This window comes from Pseudomonas sp. 22490 (genome assembly GCF_052044465.1).
Lineage (GTDB): Bacteria > Pseudomonadota > Gammaproteobacteria > Pseudomonadales > Pseudomonadaceae > Pseudomonas > Pseudomonas aeruginosa.
In genome coordinates this window covers 308,341-324,192 of record NZ_JBQENS010000002.1, presented here as the reverse complement: position 1 = coordinate 324,192, position 15,852 = coordinate 308,341, and the positions used below count along the sequence as shown (strand labels likewise).

20 protein-coding genes are annotated in these 15,852 nt (G+C 67.4%); 7 read left to right on the top strand and 13 right to left on the bottom strand.

Annotation, left to right across the window (positions count from 1 at the left end):
- The first annotated feature begins 68 nt into the window (after positions 1 to 68).
- Both rpoH and ACTJJX_RS03655 read left to right on the top strand, forming a co-directional pair.
- Complete coding sequence (gene rpoH, locus ACTJJX_RS03660; RefSeq protein WP_003084510.1) at positions 69 to 923, top strand: RNA polymerase sigma factor RpoH; 855 nt, start codon at positions 69 to 71, stop codon at positions 921 to 923.
- Between the two features lie 64 nt (positions 924 to 987).
- Positions 988 to 1,593: a hypothetical protein gene (locus ACTJJX_RS03655; RefSeq protein WP_003084511.1), complete on the top strand. Its 606-nt coding sequence runs from the start codon at positions 988 to 990 to the stop codon at positions 1,591 to 1,593.
- A gap of 4 nt (positions 1,594 to 1,597) precedes the next feature.
- On the opposite strand, the gene mtgA is transcribed toward ACTJJX_RS03655, so the two are convergent.
- On the bottom strand, positions 1,598 to 2,329 hold the full coding sequence (mtgA, locus tag ACTJJX_RS03650) for a monofunctional biosynthetic peptidoglycan transglycosylase (RefSeq protein ID WP_003100972.1): 732 nt from the start codon (positions 2,327 to 2,329) through the stop codon (positions 1,598 to 1,600).
- Between the two features lie 36 nt (positions 2,330 to 2,365).
- On the opposite strand from mtgA, the gene ACTJJX_RS03645 reads away from it, so the two are divergent.
- The 5 genes from ACTJJX_RS03645 to ACTJJX_RS03625 all read left to right on the top strand — a co-directional run bounded on the left by ACTJJX_RS03645 (position 2,366) and on the right by ACTJJX_RS03625 (position 6,229).
- On the top strand, positions 2,366 to 2,743 hold the full coding sequence (locus ACTJJX_RS03645) for a DUF423 domain-containing protein (RefSeq protein ID WP_003084513.1): 378 nt from the start codon (positions 2,366 to 2,368) through the stop codon (positions 2,741 to 2,743).
- 102 nt (positions 2,744 to 2,845) lie between these two features.
- Entirely contained in the window at positions 2,846 to 3,046 is a 201-nt protein-coding gene (gene thiS, locus ACTJJX_RS03640) for a sulfur carrier protein ThiS (protein ID WP_003084514.1), read from the top strand.
- Between the two features lie 58 nt (positions 3,047 to 3,104).
- Complete coding sequence (locus ACTJJX_RS03635; RefSeq protein WP_016852369.1) at positions 3,105 to 3,902, top strand: thiazole synthase; 798 nt, start codon at positions 3,105 to 3,107, stop codon at positions 3,900 to 3,902.
- A 146-nt stretch (positions 3,903 to 4,048) separates the two neighbouring features.
- Positions 4,049 to 4,720, top strand: coding sequence for a tRNA (guanosine(46)-N7)-methyltransferase TrmB (trmB, locus tag ACTJJX_RS03630; protein ID WP_132894823.1), 672 nt, complete (start codon positions 4,049 to 4,051; stop codon positions 4,718 to 4,720).
- Positions 4,721 to 4,882: 162 nt separating this feature from the next.
- Positions 4,883 to 6,229, top strand: coding sequence for a DUF1329 domain-containing protein (locus tag ACTJJX_RS03625; RefSeq protein WP_016852371.1), 1,347 nt, complete (start codon positions 4,883 to 4,885; stop codon positions 6,227 to 6,229).
- Positions 6,230 to 6,241: 12 nt separating this feature from the next.
- Here ACTJJX_RS03625 and ACTJJX_RS03620 read toward each other — a convergent pair whose 3' ends face one another.
- The 12 genes from ACTJJX_RS03620 to ACTJJX_RS03565 form a co-directional block, all read right to left on the bottom strand.
- A complete protein-coding gene (locus ACTJJX_RS03620) occupies positions 6,242 to 6,499 on the bottom strand; it encodes a hypothetical protein (RefSeq protein WP_003084524.1) in 258 nt (85 codons plus the stop codon).
- A gap of 61 nt (positions 6,500 to 6,560) precedes the next feature.
- Positions 6,561 to 6,884, bottom strand: coding sequence for a DUF3392 domain-containing protein (locus ACTJJX_RS03615; RefSeq protein WP_003084525.1), 324 nt, complete (start codon positions 6,882 to 6,884; stop codon positions 6,561 to 6,563).
- Positions 6,885 to 6,964: 80 nt separating this feature from the next.
- Positions 6,965 to 8,119 (bottom strand): radical SAM family heme chaperone HemW, encoded by a 1,155-nt coding sequence (gene hemW, locus ACTJJX_RS03610; RefSeq protein ID WP_003117893.1) that lies wholly within the window; start codon positions 8,117 to 8,119, stop codon positions 6,965 to 6,967.
- Positions 8,120 to 8,239: 120 nt separating this feature from the next.
- Positions 8,240 to 8,833: an RdgB/HAM1 family non-canonical purine NTP pyrophosphatase gene (rdgB, locus tag ACTJJX_RS03605; protein ID WP_003084527.1), complete on the bottom strand. Its 594-nt coding sequence runs from the start codon at positions 8,831 to 8,833 to the stop codon at positions 8,240 to 8,242.
- Positions 8,830 to 9,249, bottom strand: coding sequence for a DUF4426 domain-containing protein (locus ACTJJX_RS03600; RefSeq protein WP_003084528.1), 420 nt, complete (start codon positions 9,247 to 9,249; stop codon positions 8,830 to 8,832). The genes rdgB and ACTJJX_RS03600 overlap by 4 nt, the downstream gene beginning before the upstream one ends.
- A 131-nt stretch (positions 9,250 to 9,380) precedes the next feature.
- Positions 9,381 to 10,001, bottom strand: coding sequence for a methionine biosynthesis protein MetW (gene metW, locus ACTJJX_RS03595; protein WP_003084530.1), 621 nt, complete (start codon positions 9,999 to 10,001; stop codon positions 9,381 to 9,383).
- A 7-nt stretch (positions 10,002 to 10,008) separates the two neighbouring features.
- Positions 10,009 to 11,148, bottom strand: a complete 1,140-nt coding sequence (metX, locus tag ACTJJX_RS03590; RefSeq protein WP_003084535.1) for a homoserine O-succinyltransferase MetX — start codon at positions 11,146 to 11,148, stop codon at positions 10,009 to 10,011.
- Positions 11,149 to 11,236: 88 nt separating this feature from the next.
- Positions 11,237 to 13,204, bottom strand: coding sequence for a dynamin-like GTPase family protein (locus ACTJJX_RS03585; protein WP_003121751.1), 1,968 nt, complete (start codon positions 13,202 to 13,204; stop codon positions 11,237 to 11,239).
- Positions 13,205 to 13,311: 107 nt separating this feature from the next.
- Entirely contained in the window at positions 13,312 to 13,608 is a 297-nt protein-coding gene (locus ACTJJX_RS03580; RefSeq protein WP_031628111.1) for a DUF167 domain-containing protein, read from the bottom strand.
- Entirely contained in the window at positions 13,605 to 14,198 is a 594-nt protein-coding gene (locus ACTJJX_RS03575; protein ID WP_003084544.1) for a YggT family protein, read from the bottom strand. The genes ACTJJX_RS03580 and ACTJJX_RS03575 overlap by 4 nt, the downstream gene beginning before the upstream one ends.
- Before the next feature lie 10 nt (positions 14,199 to 14,208).
- On the bottom strand, positions 14,209 to 15,030 hold the full coding sequence (gene proC, locus ACTJJX_RS03570) for a pyrroline-5-carboxylate reductase (protein ID WP_003142635.1): 822 nt from the start codon (positions 15,028 to 15,030) through the stop codon (positions 14,209 to 14,211).
- An 11-nt stretch (positions 15,031 to 15,041) separates the two neighbouring features.
- The gene (locus ACTJJX_RS03565; RefSeq protein ID WP_003084549.1) at positions 15,042 to 15,734 is read right to left on the bottom strand and encodes a YggS family pyridoxal phosphate-dependent enzyme; all 693 of its coding nucleotides are present in this window, start codon (positions 15,732 to 15,734) and stop codon (positions 15,042 to 15,044) included.
- Positions 15,735 to 15,852 lie beyond the last annotated feature (118 nt).

Below are 15,852 nucleotides of genomic sequence, written 5' to 3'. Positions count from 1 at the left end.
TATACACCCGCTTGCAGTCAGATATCCGAGTGCTACACTGCGCGAGTTTCGTGAATCGGAGGATTCGCATGACCACTTCTTTGCAACCTGTACATGCCTTGGTTCCAGGCGCAAACCTGGAAGCCTACGTGCACTCGGTGAACAGCATTCCGCTGTTGTCGCCGGAACAGGAGCGTGAACTGGCCGAACGCCTCTTCTATCAGCAAGACCTGGAAGCGGCGCGGCAGATGGTGTTGGCGCACCTGCGCTTCGTTGTTCATATCGCCAAGAGTTATTCGGGGTACGGCCTGGCCCAGGCCGACCTGATCCAGGAAGGCAACGTCGGCCTGATGAAGGCCGTGAAGCGTTTCAACCCGGAAATGGGCGTTCGCCTGGTGTCCTTCGCCGTGCACTGGATCAAGGCGGAGATCCACGAGTTCATCCTGCGCAACTGGCGGATCGTCAAGGTCGCCACCACCAAGGCGCAGCGCAAGCTGTTCTTCAACCTGCGCAGCCAGAAGAAGCGCCTGGCCTGGTTGAACAACGAGGAAGTCCATCGCGTCGCCGAGAGCCTGGGGGTCGAGCCCCGCGAAGTGCGCGAGATGGAAAGCCGCCTGACCGGCCAGGACATGGCGTTCGACCCGGCCGCCGACGCGGACGACGAGAGCGCCTACCAGTCGCCGGCGCATTACCTCGAAGACCACCGCTACGACCCGGCGCGCCAGTTGGAAGACGCCGACTGGAGCGACAGCTCCAGCGCCAACCTGCACGAGGCGCTGGAAGGCCTCGACGAGCGCAGCCGCGACATTCTCCAGCAGCGCTGGCTGTCCGAGGAGAAGGCCACGCTGCACGACCTGGCGGAAAAGTACAACGTTTCCGCCGAGCGTATCCGGCAGCTGGAAAAGAACGCCATGAGCAAGCTGAAAGGGCGGATTCTCGCCTGATCGCCGCGCCTCGCGAAAACCGCACCCCGCAAGGGTGCGGTTTTTTTCTGCCCGGAGGAATCCCATGCCGCGCAATACCCGCTGGCTGTTCTACCTGTCGCTGGCGGTCCTGACCTTCGTCGTCGGCGCCTGGCTGGTCCGTACGCCGGAACCGGCGCGACCGTTGCCGTGGCTGGCCGACTGGCAGGAGCAGGTGCTGGCGCCGTTGGCGGACAACGCCCTGACCCTGCGCCAGCTGCACGACGCGGTGGATGGCGAGTTGTGGGTGGACCCGCGCCTGGATGGCGTGCGCCTGGCCTTCCGTGGCCGCCTGCTGGGCGACGGCGGCCCCTGGCAGGTGGAAGGCGAGCTGGGCCTGAGCGCCGAGGAGCAACTGAGCCTGCAGCGGGCATCTGCGTTGCAGCCTGGCAGCGCGCCGCAGCCATTGAGCGCCGGATTGGAAGGACAGTTGGGCGACAAGCCGATCGTGGCGCTGAGCATGATTCCCGAAGGCAGGGTCGGTGCCGAGCGGCTGCTGGCCAGTCTCGGCCAGCCGCGCCTGCGCCTGCAACTGGCCCAGGGCGAGGCCTGGGTCTATCCGCAACTGGGCCTGACCGCGCACCTGCCGGACGACGACTTGCGACTGATGCTCGCGGTGCCGCGCCAGGCCCTGGAAAAACCGCCGCGTTGAGCTTTCAGCGCTCCAGGCGCAGCAGGTAGTCGTCGCCGCCCAACTGCCACATCTGCTGGCGAATCCAGGCCGCGCGCTGGCGTACGTAGGGGCCCGGCCTGGCCGCGCTCCATTTCAGCGGGCTGGGCAGCACCGCGGCGAGCTGGCTGGCCTGGGTGCGGCTCAGGCGCTCGGCGTCGAGGCCGAAGTGATAGCGTGCCGCAGCCTGCGCGCCGAAGACGCCCGGGCCCCATTCGGCGCTGTTCAGGTAGACCTCGAGAATCCGTTGCTTGGTCCAGAGCGTCTCGATCAGCAGGGTGAACCAGGCCTCCAGGCCCTTGCGCAGCCAACTGCGCCCGGACCAGAGGAAGACGTTCTTCGCCACCTGCTGGCTGAGCGTACTGGCGCCGCGGATACTGCCGCCGCGCTCGTTGTGCGCGAGGGCCTGCTGGATGGCCGGCAGGTCGAAGCCGTGGTGCTCGGCGAAGTGCTGGTCCTCGCCGGCGATCACCGCGACCTTCAGGCTGTCCGGCAACTGCTCCCAGGAGCGCCAGTCGCGCTGCAGGTCGATGGGCTGGCCGTCGACCCAGGAGCCGACCTTGCGTTCGACCATGACCATGGTCCCCGGTGGCGGCACCCAGCGCAGGACCGCGACCAGCACGACGCTGGCGGCCATGAACCAGAGCAGGTACTTGAACAGGCGGCGGAACAGGGATCGCAACATGCGCGGCTTGGCTTGGAAGAAGGGGGCGGCCATTATAGCGGGCTGGATGCTATCACCGGAGTCTTGTCCATGCTTCGTCCCTTCCTGTTGTTGGCGGCATTTTTCGGTTTCACCGGCGTGGCCCTCGGGGCGTTCGCCGCCCACGGCCTGAAGAAGCAGCTGAGCGCCGAGTACCTGGCGGTATTCCAGACCGGCGTGCACTACCAGTTGATCCATGCCCTGGCGCTGTTCGGCGTGGCGCTGCTCGCCACCCGCCTGGACGGCCGCCTGGTGAGCGCGGCGGGTGGCCTGTTCACGCTGGGCATCCTGCTGTTCTCCGGCAGCCTCTACCTGCTGACCCTCAGTGGCATCGGCAAGCTCGGCATCGTCACCCCGTTCGGCGGCGTCTCCTTCCTCGCCGGCTGGCTGTGCCTGGGGCTGGCCGCCTGGCGCCTGGGCAACGCCTGAGACCGGTTGCCTCAGGCGGCGCACTTGTCGACAAGGCGCCTTGGTCATCGGGGTGGATCGGGCTAGAATGCCGCTCCCTTTCACTTTCGTGACCGTCCAGCCATGCAGATTCAACTGAACGGCGAGCCCTTCGAGCTGCCCGACGCGCAGAGCGTCGCGGACCTGCTGGCCCGCCTGGAGCTTGGCGGCCGCCGCGTGGCCGTCGAGCTGAACCTGGATATCGTGCCGCGCAGCCAGCACGCCAGCACCGCGCTCAAGGATGGCGACCGCGTGGAGATCGTCCACGCCATCGGCGGCGGCTAGGCCTGACCCCCGAACCCTTCCATCGGCCCCGCAAGCCTTTCCATCCAGGAGTCATCCGATGAGCCAAGCATCCAGTACCGATACCCCCTTCGTCATCGCCGGCCGTACCTATGGCTCGCGCCTGCTGGTGGGGACCGGCAAGTACAAGGACCTCGACGAGACCCGCCGGGCCATTGAGACCTCCGGAGCGGAGATCGTCACGGTGGCGGTGCGGCGCACCAACATCGGGCAGAATCCCGACGAGCCGAACCTGCTGGATGTGATCCCGCCGGATCGCTACACCATCCTGCCGAACACCGCCGGCTGCTATGACGCGGTCGAGGCCGTGCGCACCTGCCGCCTGGCCCGCGAGCTGCTGGACGGGCACAACCTGGTCAAGCTGGAAGTCCTCGCCGACCAGAAGACCCTGTTCCCCAACGTCGTCGAGACCCTCAAGGCCGCCGAGCAACTGGTGAAGGACGGCTTCGACGTGATGGTGTACACCAGCGACGACCCGATCATCGCCCGCCAGCTGGCCGAGATCGGCTGCATCGCGGTGATGCCGCTGGCCGGCCTGATCGGCTCCGGCCTGGGCATCTGCAACCCCTACAACCTGCGCATCATCCTCGAGGAAGCCAAGGTCCCGGTGCTGGTCGACGCCGGCGTGGGCACCGCTTCCGATGCAGCGATCGCCATGGAGCTGGGTTGCGAGGCGGTGCTGATGAACACCGCCATCGCCCATGCCAAGGACCCGGTGATGATGGCCGAGGCCATGAAGCACGCGATCGTCGCCGGTCGTCTCGCCTACCTGGCCGGACGCATGCCGCGCAAGCTGTATGCCAGCGCCTCGTCGCCGCTGGACGGCCTGATCGACTGATACCGACTACCTGGGGCGGGCTGTCCGCCGGATGCGGGAAGCGTCCGNCCCGCCCTTCTGTCTCTAGCAAGGTTTTCTTTTCCATGAGCGATACCCCGCAATCCCCGGCCCAGGACTCCCTGGCGGAACACGACGAAGCACGGCCGATGCGCACCGTGAAGAGCTTCGTGATGCGCGCCGGGCGCATGACCGAAGGCCAGCAGCGTGGCCTCGACCTGGGCTGGCCGAAGTTCGGCCTGGAACTGAGCGATGAGGTTCAGGACTTCGACGCGATCTTCGGTCGCCAGGCGCCGCGGACTTTCGAGATCGGTTTCGGCATGGGCCATTCCACCCTGGAAATGGCCGCCGCCGCGCCTGACATCGACTTCATCGGCGTCGAGGTGCACAAGCCGGGCGTCGGCGCGCTGCTCAACGGCCTGCTGACCCAGGGCCTGGGCAACGTGCGGGTGTATAGCTGCGACGCGCTGGAAGTGCTGCGCCACTGCGTGTCCGACGCCAGCCTCGATCGGCTGCTGCTGTTCTTCCCCGATCCCTGGCACAAGAAGCGCCACCACAAGCGGCGGATCGTCCAGCCGGAATTCGCCGAACTGGTGCGGCGCAAGCTGAAGGTCGGCGGCGTGCTGCACATGGCCACCGACTGGGAGCCCTATGCCGAGCACATGCTGGACGTCATGAGCGCGGCGCCGGGCTACCGCAACCAGGCCGAAGACGGCCGCTTCGTACCGCGCCCGCAAGAGCGTCCGGTGACCAAGTTCGAACGGCGCGGGGAGCGCCTGGGACATGGCGTCTGGGACCTCAAGTTCGAGCGCATCGACTGACCCACCGCACCAGCGACGTACCCCTGGCGCCGAACCGGCGCCGGGACTCCAAGCAGACCGGGCACACCCGGCGGACCTCACCTTCAAGCTGCACGTTTCCCGGCTTCGGCCGGATCCAATAATAAGAGCGGCACGGCTCGGCCGGCTGCAAAGGAGACTGCTGTGTTGAAGAAACTGGGCATCCTGTTGCTCGGGGCCGGTTGCGCCTGGGCGGCGCAGGCCAAGGTAGACGAAGTCCAGGCCGCACGCCTGGACCAGGACCTGACCCCGCTGGGAGCGGAGCGGGCCGGCAACGCCGATGGCAGCATCCCGCCCTGGACCGGCGGCATCACCCAGGCGCCGGCCGGCTACCGGCCCGGCATGCATCACCTCGACCCGTTCGCCGCCGATCGTCCGCGCCTGGTCGTCGACAGCCGCAACATGGCCGCCTACCAGGCGCTGCTGACGCCGGGCACCCAGGCCTTGCTGCAGGCCAACCCGGACTACCACCTGCTGGTCTTCCCCACCCGCCGCAGCGCATCCCTGCCGCAGCGCCTGTACGACGCTACCCGCGCCAACGCCAGCCGCGCCGAGCTGATCGCCGACGGCAACGGCGTGCAGGGCGCTGCCGCCGGCGTGCCCTTCCCCCTGCCGCAGAGCGGCCAGGAAGCGATCTGGAACCACATCATGCGCTACCGCGGCGAGCAACTGCACCTGCAGACCAACCAGGCGGCGGTGCTGGCCAACGGCAGCTACAACCTGCTCAAGCTCGACCGCTACCTGTACTTCGTCTATGGCCGCGAGGGGATGATCCCGGAGAACCTCGACAACACGTTGTTCTACTACAAGTACAAGGTGGTCGCGCCGGCGCGCCTGGCCGGTTCGGCGCTGGTGGTGCAGGAAACCCTCGACCAGGTGCTGTCGATCCGCAAGGCCTGGCGCTTCAACCGTGGCGAGCGGCGCGTGCGCCGCTTGCCGACCCTGGCCTACGACAGCCTGCAGCCGGATACCAACGGCATGGCCACGGCGGACACCGTGGATGTCTACAACGGCGCACCGGACCACTACGAGTGGGCGTTGCTCGGCAAGCGCGAGATGCTGGTGCCTTACAACAGCTACGCGGTGCACCAGAAGGGCCTCGCCTATGGCGACATACTCAAGAGCCGCTTCATCAATCCCGACCTGCTGCGCTACGAGCTGCATCGCGTCTGGGTGGTCGAGGCGACCCTGCGCAAGGGCTTCAGCCATCCCTACGCCAAGCGCCGCTTCTACTTCGACGAAGACAGCTGGCAGATCCTCGCCGCCGACATCTACGACAAGGATGGCGTGCTGACCCGGGCCCAGGAAGTCCATCCGATCAACTACTACGATGTGCCGCTGGTCTCCAGCACCCTGGAAGCGATCTACGACTTCAAGGGCGGCCGCTACTTCGTCGATGGGCTGGACAACAACGAGCCGATGTACGACTTCGGCGTGCAGGTCGGGCCGCGCGACTTCACCCCGCAGGCGCTGCGCCGGGAGGGGAACTGAGGCGGACGGCCCTCAGACGATCAGCTCGGCGCCGCGTAGCGTGCCGTCGTCGTCCAGGCGCGCCGGCGCCGGGCTGATCTGCAGGTACTTGATGCTGTCCCGCGGAATCAGCAGCAGGTCGCCGTCGACCTCGACGCTGAGATAGGGCGTGTCCAGTTGCTGACGGATGCTGCGGGCAACCTCGGCCGGGTCGTCCTGCTGGCGCGGGAAGCGCAGCGACAGGCGCTGGCCGTCGGTGAAATGCAGGTAGAGGTGCTTGATCGGTTTCATGCGGGCTCCCGGAGGCCATGACGCTCTTGGGGACGGCGCTGGCCGCCGGGAGACCGGGGGCTCAGCTGCGATCGGCGATCATGCCGATCACGAAGAACACTAGCAGGAGCACGGGCGCCAGGGTGTAGTTGTTGAAGTAGCCGAGGCCCTTGGCCAGCCAGGGGGTGACGAAGACCATCGCCAGGCCGTAGCCGACCGCGCAGATCAACACGAACAGCAGGGTGCGGAAGACGAAGTTGAGGCTGCCGATGCGCTGCTGTACCCAGGCGTTGATCGCCGGGCCGAACAGCACCAGCAGGGTGGCCATGATGGCCAGGGAAATGTCCGACAGGTGGCTGCGGCTCCAGCGCGACAGGGTGGCGATCAGGTCCAGCGCGTAATCCATCGAGGGTTCCTTGTAACGAATCGGCGTGTCGGTCGGCGGAGTTTACCTGCCTGCCGGCACGGATGGGCGTGCATCCGTCGTCACGGCAGGAAATGTTGCAGCAGGTCGTTGAGGAACAGCTGGCCGCGTTCGCTGGGGCGCAGGCGCTGCGGGTCGTCGGCGAGCAGCCCGGCGTCGCGCGCGGCGGCGCAGGCATCGGCGATCGCCGCCAGTGGCTGGCCGGTGCGCTGCGGGTAGAGCGCGGCGGGGACGCCGTCGACCAGGCGCAGCACGTTCATCATGAACTCGAATGGCAGGTCGGCCGCTTCCAGCGGGCGCTCGCCGGCCTGGAAGGCCTTTTGCGGGTTGAGGTAGTCCTTCGGCAGGCGGGTCTTCCAGGTCCGCACGATGCGTCCGTCCGGCGCGCTCAGCTTGGCGTGGGCGCCGGCGCCGATGCCGAGGAAGTCGCCGAAGCTCCAGTAGTTCAGGTTGTGCCGGGCGCGCAGGCCGTCGCGGGCGTAGGCGGAGGTCTCGTACTGGCGGTAGCCGTGCTCGTCGAGCAGGGCCTGGCCGGCTTCCTGGATGTCCCAGAGGATGTCGTCCTCGGGCAGCTCCGGCGGCTGGCTCCAGAACACCGTGTTCGGCTCCATGGTCAGTTGGTACCAGGAGAGGTGCGTGGGGGCCAGGGCGAGGGCCTGGCGCAGGTCGGCCAGGGCGTCGTCGAGGCTCTGCCCGGGCAGGCCGTGCATCAGGTCGAGGTTGAAGTTGTCGAAGCCGGCCTGGCGCGCCATGTCGGCGGCGCGCACTGCCTCGGCGCCGTCGTGGATGCGCCCCAGGGCCTGCAGCTTGTCGGCCTGGAAGCTCTGCACGCCGATGGACAGGCGATTGATGCCGAGGCGCCGGTAGTCGGCGAACTTGACCTGTTCGAAGGTGCCGGGATTGGCTTCCAGGGTGATCTCGATGCCGTCGGCGAAGCCGACCCTGCGCTCGACGCCTTCCAGTAGCCGGCCCAGGGCCTTGGCCGAGAACAGGCTGGGCGTGCCGCCGCCGAAGAAGATCGAACCCAGGCGCCGGCCGTGGACATGGCGCAGGTCTTGCTCCAGGTCGGCGAGCAGGGCGTCGACATAGGCCTCTTCGGGCAGCTCCGGGCCAGCGGCGTGGGAGTTGAAGTCGCAATACGGGCACTTGCGCACGCACCACGGGATGTGCACGTACAGGGCCAGGGGCGGGAGCTGGAACGGGGTGGCTTGGGTCACGGCGGGGCGGGGTGGAGGCGGTTTCGGGGCGCTATCGTGGCATGAGTTCGGCCAACCTCCAAGGCGGCCGGACGAAACGCCGTGTCGACGCCGCCCGGGGGCGGCGCCGGCGGTTGCGGCTCAGAGGCCCAGGCGCTGCTTGAGCAGGGCCATGGCGCGGGCCCGGTGGCTGAGGCGGTTCTTCTCCTCGGGCGCCAGCTCGGCGCTGGAGCAGTCGCGTTCCGGCACCCAGAACAGCGGGTCGTAGCCGAAGCCGTGGGCGCCGCGGGCTTCGCGAAGGATGCGGCCTTCCCAGATGCCCTCGCAGAGGATCGGCAGCGGGTCGTCGGCGTGGCGCACCAGCGCCAGCACGCTGACGAACTGTGCGCCGCGCTCGGCGTCCGGGACATCCTTCATGGCCTCCAGCAGCTTGGCGTTGTTCGCCGCGTCGCCCCGGCCGTCGGCATAGCGCGCCGAGTAGATGCCCGGCGCGCCGCCGAGGAAGTCCACCGCCAGCCCGGAGTCGTCGGCCAGCGCCGGCAGGCCGGAGAGGCGTGCGGCGTTGCGTGCCTTGAGGATGGCGTTCTCGACGAAGGAAAGACCGGTTTCCTCCGGTTCCACCTGGCTGAACTCGCCGATCGAGCGCACCTTCACGCTGGCGCCGAGCATGGCCTGGAGTTCCTTGAGTTTGCCGGCATTGTGGCTGGCCAGCACCAGCTGTTCGAGCTTGATCATTCGTCCGGGAAGATTTCCTTGTTGAAACTGAAGGTTTGCGCAGGTTCGCCCTTGGCCTCGACCTTGATGGTGAAGACCAGGGTCTCGCGCTGGCTGATCGGGAACTGCGCCAGGTTGTAGATGGCGCCTTCCTCGCTGACCCGGCGGAACTCCAGGGGAATGACCTTGCCGGTCAGGTCCTTGGCGGAGCCGGTCACGCTGGCTTCCACCGGCTTGCCTTTCTCCATCGGCACCACGTTGATCACGCCCTGCGCCTTGCTGCGTACCAGGCCGACCGCGCTGGCCACGTTGGGTTGGAGGAAGCTGGAGTTGAACACGTTGTAGTGGACGTCCAGGTCGCCGAAGCGCTGCACCTGCTCGGCGAGGACCGGCAGGCTCAGGCAGAGGCCGAGGACGAAAGCGGTGAAGCGGCGCATGATGGTTTCTCCTGAAAGGTGGCATGGACGTTGTCCATGGTCTGCTGCCGGCGGCCTTGGCCGGCTTCGGCAGCGCTCTCCCGAGGACGAGCGGAGGGGCGCCCGGCCCTGGCCCGCAGCCTGGCGCGTTCCTAGACGGCGAGGTTGCGGGTCTGCACTCCGGGTCCGGTGACCCGGTAGATTCCAATCTCACCCAATAGATTAGGCCACAGCCGACTGGCCCAGCCATGCCGGTGGTCACGGTCTACGGCCAGGCGGTCGAGCACGCGCATGCGCAACTGGCGGCACAGGCGCTCGAAGTCCTGGAAGGTGCAGAAATGGATGTTCGGCGTGTTGTACCAGGTATACGGCAGGAACTCGGAGACCGGCATCCGGCCGTTGCGCGCCAGGTACCAGCGGCAGCGCCAGTGGCCGAAGTTGGGGAAAGTGATGATGCAGGTCTTGCCGACCCGCAGCATCTCTTCGAGGATCTTGTCCGGATAGTGCACGGCCTGTAGCGCCTGGGTCATCACCACCACGTCGAAGCTGTCGCTGGCGAAGTTGCCCAGGCCCTTGTCGAGGTCCTGCTCGATCACGTTCACCCCGTTTTCGATGCAACGGGCGATGTTGTCGGGATCGATCTCCAGGCCGTAGCCGCTGACCTGCTTGTGGTCGCGCAGCCAGGCCAGGAGTTCGCCGTCGCCGCAGCCGAGGTCGAGGACGCGGCTGCCGGCGGGAATCCATTCCTGGATGATTTCGAGATCGGCGCGCATCGGATCCTCACACGCTGATGCGGTTCATGTAACCGCTGAAGGCTTGCAGGTACCGGGGGATCGGCATGAGGAAGGCGTCGTGGCCTTGCGGGGCGTCGATCTCCAGGTAGCTGACGTTCTTTTTCGCCGCGATCAGGGCGTCGACGATTTCCCGCGAGCGGGCCGGCGAGAAACGCCAGTCGGTGGTGAAGGACATCAGGCAGAAGTCCGCCTCGACGCCCTCCAGGGTGCGCACCAGGTCGTCGCCGTGGGCGGCGGCGGGGTCGAAATAGTCCAGCGCCTTGGTCATCAGCAGGTAGGTATTGGCGTCGAAGCGGGTGGAGAACTCCTCGCCCTGGTAGCGCAGGTAACTCTCGACCTGGAACTCGACGCTGTGCAGGTCGTAGTTGAGCTTCTCGGTCTTCAGTACGCGGCCGAACTTGGCGCCCATGGCGTCGTCGGACAGGTAGGTGATATGGCCGACCATCCGCGCCAGCTTGAGGCCGCGCTTGGGAATCACGCCCTGTTCCTGGAAGTAGCCGCCGAGGAACTCAGGGTCGGAAAGAATCGCCTGCCGGGCGACTTCGTTGAAGGCGATGTTCTGCGCCGACAGCTTCGGCGCGCTGGCGATGCACAGGCAGTGACGGACGCGTTCGGGGTAGCTGATGGTCCATTGCAGCGCCTGCATGCCGCCGAGGCTGCCGCCGACCACCGCGGCCCACTGGCGGATGCCGAGGCGGTCTGCCAGGCGCGCCTGGCTATGCACCCAGTCTTCCACCGTGACCATCGGGAAGTCCGCGCCGTAGACCTTGCCGGTCGCCGGATTGATGCTGGCGGGGCCGCTGGAACCGTTGCAACCGCCGAGGTTGTTGAGGGCGACGACGAAGAACTTGCGGGTGTCGATCGGCTTGCCCGGACCGATGCAGCTGTCCCACCAGCCCGGCTTGCGCTCGTCGACGCTGTGGTAGCCGGCGGCGTGGTGGTGGCCGGAGAGGGCGTGGCAGATCAGCACCGCGTTGCTCTGCGTGGCATTCAGCTCGCCGTAGGTTTCGATCACCAGGTCGTACTCGGCCAGGGACTTGCCGCTGGTCAGCTCGAGCGGTTCGTTGAAGTGCAGCGTCTGGGGGGAGACCAGACCGACGGAGTCGTCGGGGAAGACTGTGGGCATCGACCCTGCTCTCGAACAAAGGAGGGCGCCAGTCTAAAGAGCGTCGCCCCCAGCGGCAAGCGCGCTGGCGCGCGCCGTGGGAGCGGGGTCAGGCGCGCTGCGAGCCGGGCAGGTTGACCACCTTGGCCTGGCGCTGCAGGGGCGAGGGGCGGCGCAACTGGCGGAGGATGTCGCCGGCTTCGCGCAACTGTTCCTGCAATTCCCCGGCGAACCCGGCGAAGGCCTGGCTGCGCTGGCGTACCTGCTGGGTCTCCTGGGCCAGGCCCTTGAGGCGGAGCATGTGGCTTTCGAGCAACTGTTTGTTTTCCAGGGTGTGCTGCATCAGCGGCATCAGCGCGTCGTTGGCCCAGCGCTCGGTTTCCTCGCGCAGGCGCTGGTGCAGGCCGACCACCTCCTGCACCAGGGTGGCGAAGAAGCGCCGGGTCAGCAGGCGTTGCTCGGTAAGCACGGTCTTCAGCTGCAGGCGGAACTGGTCGCCCTTCTTCTTCAGTTGCAACAGTTCGCGCTGGTAGCGCTGGACCCGTAGCTGCGGCGCGTCGAGGGCGTAGAGCGGGTTCTCCTCGTTGTGCCGGCGGTAGATGGCGGCGACCATGCGGTTGGCCATGCCGGCCTCGTGCTCGAGGTTGTCGAGGTCGTGCTCCACCGCGCGGAAGAACGCCAGGATCGCCTGGTTGATGCCGACCGTGGTCAGGCTGCCGTTGAGGTTGCGCCGCACCTTCTGCAGGTGCTGTTCCATGCGTTCGCTGCGGATCGTCTCGCGCAGCGTCGCGCCCTGGTGCTGCAGCAGGCGCTGGTTGGTCTTCAGGTTGAGCAGGCGGCGGTGGTGGCGGCCGTGGTCGTCCTTGGTCTTCGCGGTCAGTTCGAACAGCAGTTGGCCGCTGTCGCGCTGCTTGTCGTCGAGCAGCGCGCGCTGTTCCTCGACCTTCTCCAGGCGCAGGCGCAGCAGATGCTGGCTGTTGTGCAGCAGGCCAAGGACCTGGCCGAGCACGGCGTTCTCCAGCAGCGCTTCCTTCTGCGCGACGATGCGCTCGCAGAGCAGCGCTTCCAGCCGATCCAGGCGACTGCGTTCGAGCAGCGCCGGTTCGCCGCGGACCTTGGCCAGCAGCGCCTGCTTCGCCGACAGCGGCAGCACGTCGCCGCGCTGCAGGCCGAGCTGGCGGGCCGTGCCGTCCTGGATCAGGCGGATGGCGTTCTGTACGAAGCGCTCGCCGGAAAGGTCGTCCCAGAGCACGTCGATCTTGTTCAGCACGGCGAACAGGCTGCTGTGGCCGTCCTCGCGCAGTGGCTGGATGTACTTCTGCCAGATTTCCATGTCCGAGGCGGTGACACCGGCGTCGGCGGACAGCAGGAACAGGATCGCCTGGGCGTTGGGCAGCATCGACAGGGTCAGCTCCGGCTCGCTGCCGAGGGCGTTCAGGCCGGGTGTGTCGAGGATCCGCAGGCCCTGGCGCAGCAGCGGGTGGTCGAAGTTGACCAGGGCGTGGCGCCAGGCCGGGACGCGCACCTGGTCGGGCTCGTCGGCGGCTTCCAGGGCATCCGGGTGGAAGCCGAGCTGGATCGCCTGTTCCACCGGCAGCGCCTTGGTCTTGGCGACCTGGGCGAAGGCCTGGGCCATGCCCTCCGGGTCGCCGGTGTCCAGCGGAATGTTCACCCAGTGGCGCGGCACGCGCTTGAACTGGGCGACGCTGGCGTCGGCCAGGCGCGTCTCGATCGGCAGCAGGCGGATGTAGCTGCGCTCGGCGCGCGGATCGTGGAACAGCTCGGTGGGGCACATGGTGGTGCGCCCGGCGTGGGACGGCAGCATGCGCTGGCCGTAGCCGGCGAAGAACAGGCTGTTGATCAGCTCGGTCTTGCCACGCGAGAACTCGCCGACGAAGGCCAGGGTGATGTGGTCCGCGCGTAGTTGGCGCAGGGCGCGTTCGAGCTTGGCCTCGACCGCCGGGCTGTTCAGCCGGCTGCGCTCCAGCCAGCCGCGATAGCGGGTGATTTCCCGCATCAGCTCGCGCTTCCAGGCGACGTAGGCGTCGATTTGATGGCTGAGTCTTTCCATGCTCATCCAGGGGCTCCAGGGCGCGGGACCGGCGGGGGAAGGATGGCGTGGATTATGCGGGGGAGCGGGGGAGCGTCAATTGGCCTGCTTCACATTCCTGCACGTAAGGTCGGTCAAGCGGGTCGAGCGGCGATCCCCAGTTCCTCCGGCAATCGGGTCGGACGGCGGATGCGCACCCGTTTCTGCCGGTTCAGCTCGCCGCTTTCGAGACTCACCAGGCTCTTGGCCACGCCGAAGGCCTTGCCGAGGAAGGCCAGCAGATGGGCGTTGGCCTTGCCCTCCACCGGCGGTGCGGTGAGGCGGATCTTCAGGCGCTCGCCGTGCAGCCCGGCGAACTCGTCGCGGCTCGCCTTGGGCTGCAGGTGGCAATCGAGGAGCAGGTCCTCGCCGTCCCAGCGGTAGAAGCTCAGAGGAAAATGCTCAACTGCTGGGGCATGCCGGTCATGGCCGCCAGGTTGTTGATCACCAGCATGTCAATCAGCTTCAGCGCGAGGAACGCGAAGATCGGCGAGAGATCCAGTCCGCCGAGGTTCGGCAGGAGCTTGCGGAACGGCATCAGCAGCGGTTCGCAGATCTGGTTCACCAGTTGCGCGCCGGGGTTGTAGCTGCCCGGGGCGACCCAGGAAAGGATCACGCTGATGATCAGGGCGAAGAAGAACACCTTCAGGAACAGCGAGGTGACGGCGATGATCGACCAGATCAGCAGTTGCATGATGAAGCCGCCGACGCCGTAGCCCATCAGCATCAGGATCAGGATCATCAGCACCAGCTGGATCAGGATCGCCAGCACCAGCGAGGCCAGGTCGATCCCACCGAAGCCGGGGATGATCCGCCGCAGCGGGTTCAGCAGCGGCTTGGTGGCGCGCACGATGAACTGGCTGAGGGGGTTGTAGAAGTCCGCGCGGACCAGCTGCAGGATGAAGCGCAGCAGCACGATCAGCAGGTAGAGGCTGCCGAGGGTCTGGAGGATATAGATAGCAGCGGTGTTGAGGCCGATCATCGACTACTCCTTATTGGCCAAGCTGTTCGGCCAGCTCGGCGGAGCGCTGGCTGGCGGCGTTCAGGGCCTGCTCCACCAGTGCTTCGAAGCCGTTGGCCTGGAAGGATTTTATCGCCGCCTCGGTGGTGCCGTTGGGCGAAGTCACCCGGCGCCGCAGTTCGGCCGGCTCGACCTCGCTGGACAGCGCCATCTGCGCCGCACCGAAGGCGGTCTGCAGGGTCAGGCGCGAGGCTGTCTCGCGGGACAGGCCGAGCTTCTCGCCGGCGTCGGTCATGGCCTGCATCAGCAGGAAGAAATACGCCGGGCCGCTGCCCGACACCGCGGTCACCGCGTCGATCTGCGCTTCGTCGTCCAGCCACAGGGCGATGCCTACCGCAGACAGCAACTGCCCGGCCTGCTCGCGTTGCGCGGCGCTGACCTGCGCGTTGGCGTACAGCCCGCTGGCGCCCTGGCGCAGCAGCGCCGGGGTGTTGGGCATGCAGCGGACCACCGGGCGCGGCTGGCCGAGCCAGGCTTCGAGGCTGGCGCAGGGGATGCCGGCGGCGATGGAGACGATCAGTTGCTCCGGCTTCAGCGCCGGCGCCAAGGCCTGGCACACGGCTTTCATGGCCTGCGGCTTGACCGACAGGACCACGACGTCGGCGTCGGCCACGGCCTCGGCGTTGGACTCGACCACGTCGATGGCGAACTCGCCGGCGATCTTCGCGCGTTGCTCGGCGCCCGGGTCGCTGGCGCGGATCTGCGCCGCCGGCACGCCTTGGGCGCGCAGGCCGCCGATCAGGCTGGCGGCCATGTTGCCGGCGCCGATGAACGCTATGCGGGGTGTGCTCATAGGGGATTCCTTCAAGAAGCCGGCGCGCCGTAGTCGCGGGCGCCGAACAGGGCGGTACCGATGCGGACCCAGGTCGCACCTTCGCCGATGGCTGCCTCGAGGTCGTCGCTCATGCCCATGGACAGGGTGTCCAGGCCAAGGTTCAGGTCCAGCAGCAGTTCGCGCAGGCGGGCGAACGCGGCGTGTTGCGCGGCGCGTTCGGCGGTGGGTTCGGGGATGGCCATCAGGCCACGCAATCGGAGGTTGGGCAGTTGCTTCACGGCCTCGGCCAGGGCCGGCAGGTCCTCGGGGGCGCAGCCGGACTTGCTGGCTTCGCCGCTGACGTTGACCTGCAGGCAGACATTCAGGGGCGGCAGCCCGGCCGGGCGTTGCTCCGACAGGCGCTGCGCGATCTTCAACCGGTCCACCGAGTGCACCCACTGGAAATGCTCGGCGATGGGCCGCGTCTTGTTCGACTGGATGGGGCCGATGAAGTGCCAGTTCAAGGGCAGGTCGGCCAGTTCGGCCTGCTTGCCGAGGGCCTCCTGCAGGTAGTTTTCGCCGAAGTCGCGAAGGCCGGCGGCGTGCGCCTCGCGCACCGCGGCGGCGGGCTTGGTCTTGCTCACGGCGAGCAGGCCGACCGTGGCCGGATCGCGCCCCGCAGCTTGCGCTGCCTCACGGATGCGCGCGGCAACCTTTGCAATATTCTCTGCTATCGTGGACATTACCTGCGCCCTATGGAAGTGCGGTCGGCGTCGGCTAGACGCCCTCGAAACCGCCGGCCTCGATGGCCATCTTCCTGTTCCAGTGTCGAGGTTCCGCGTCTGGCGCAGGACACCACGC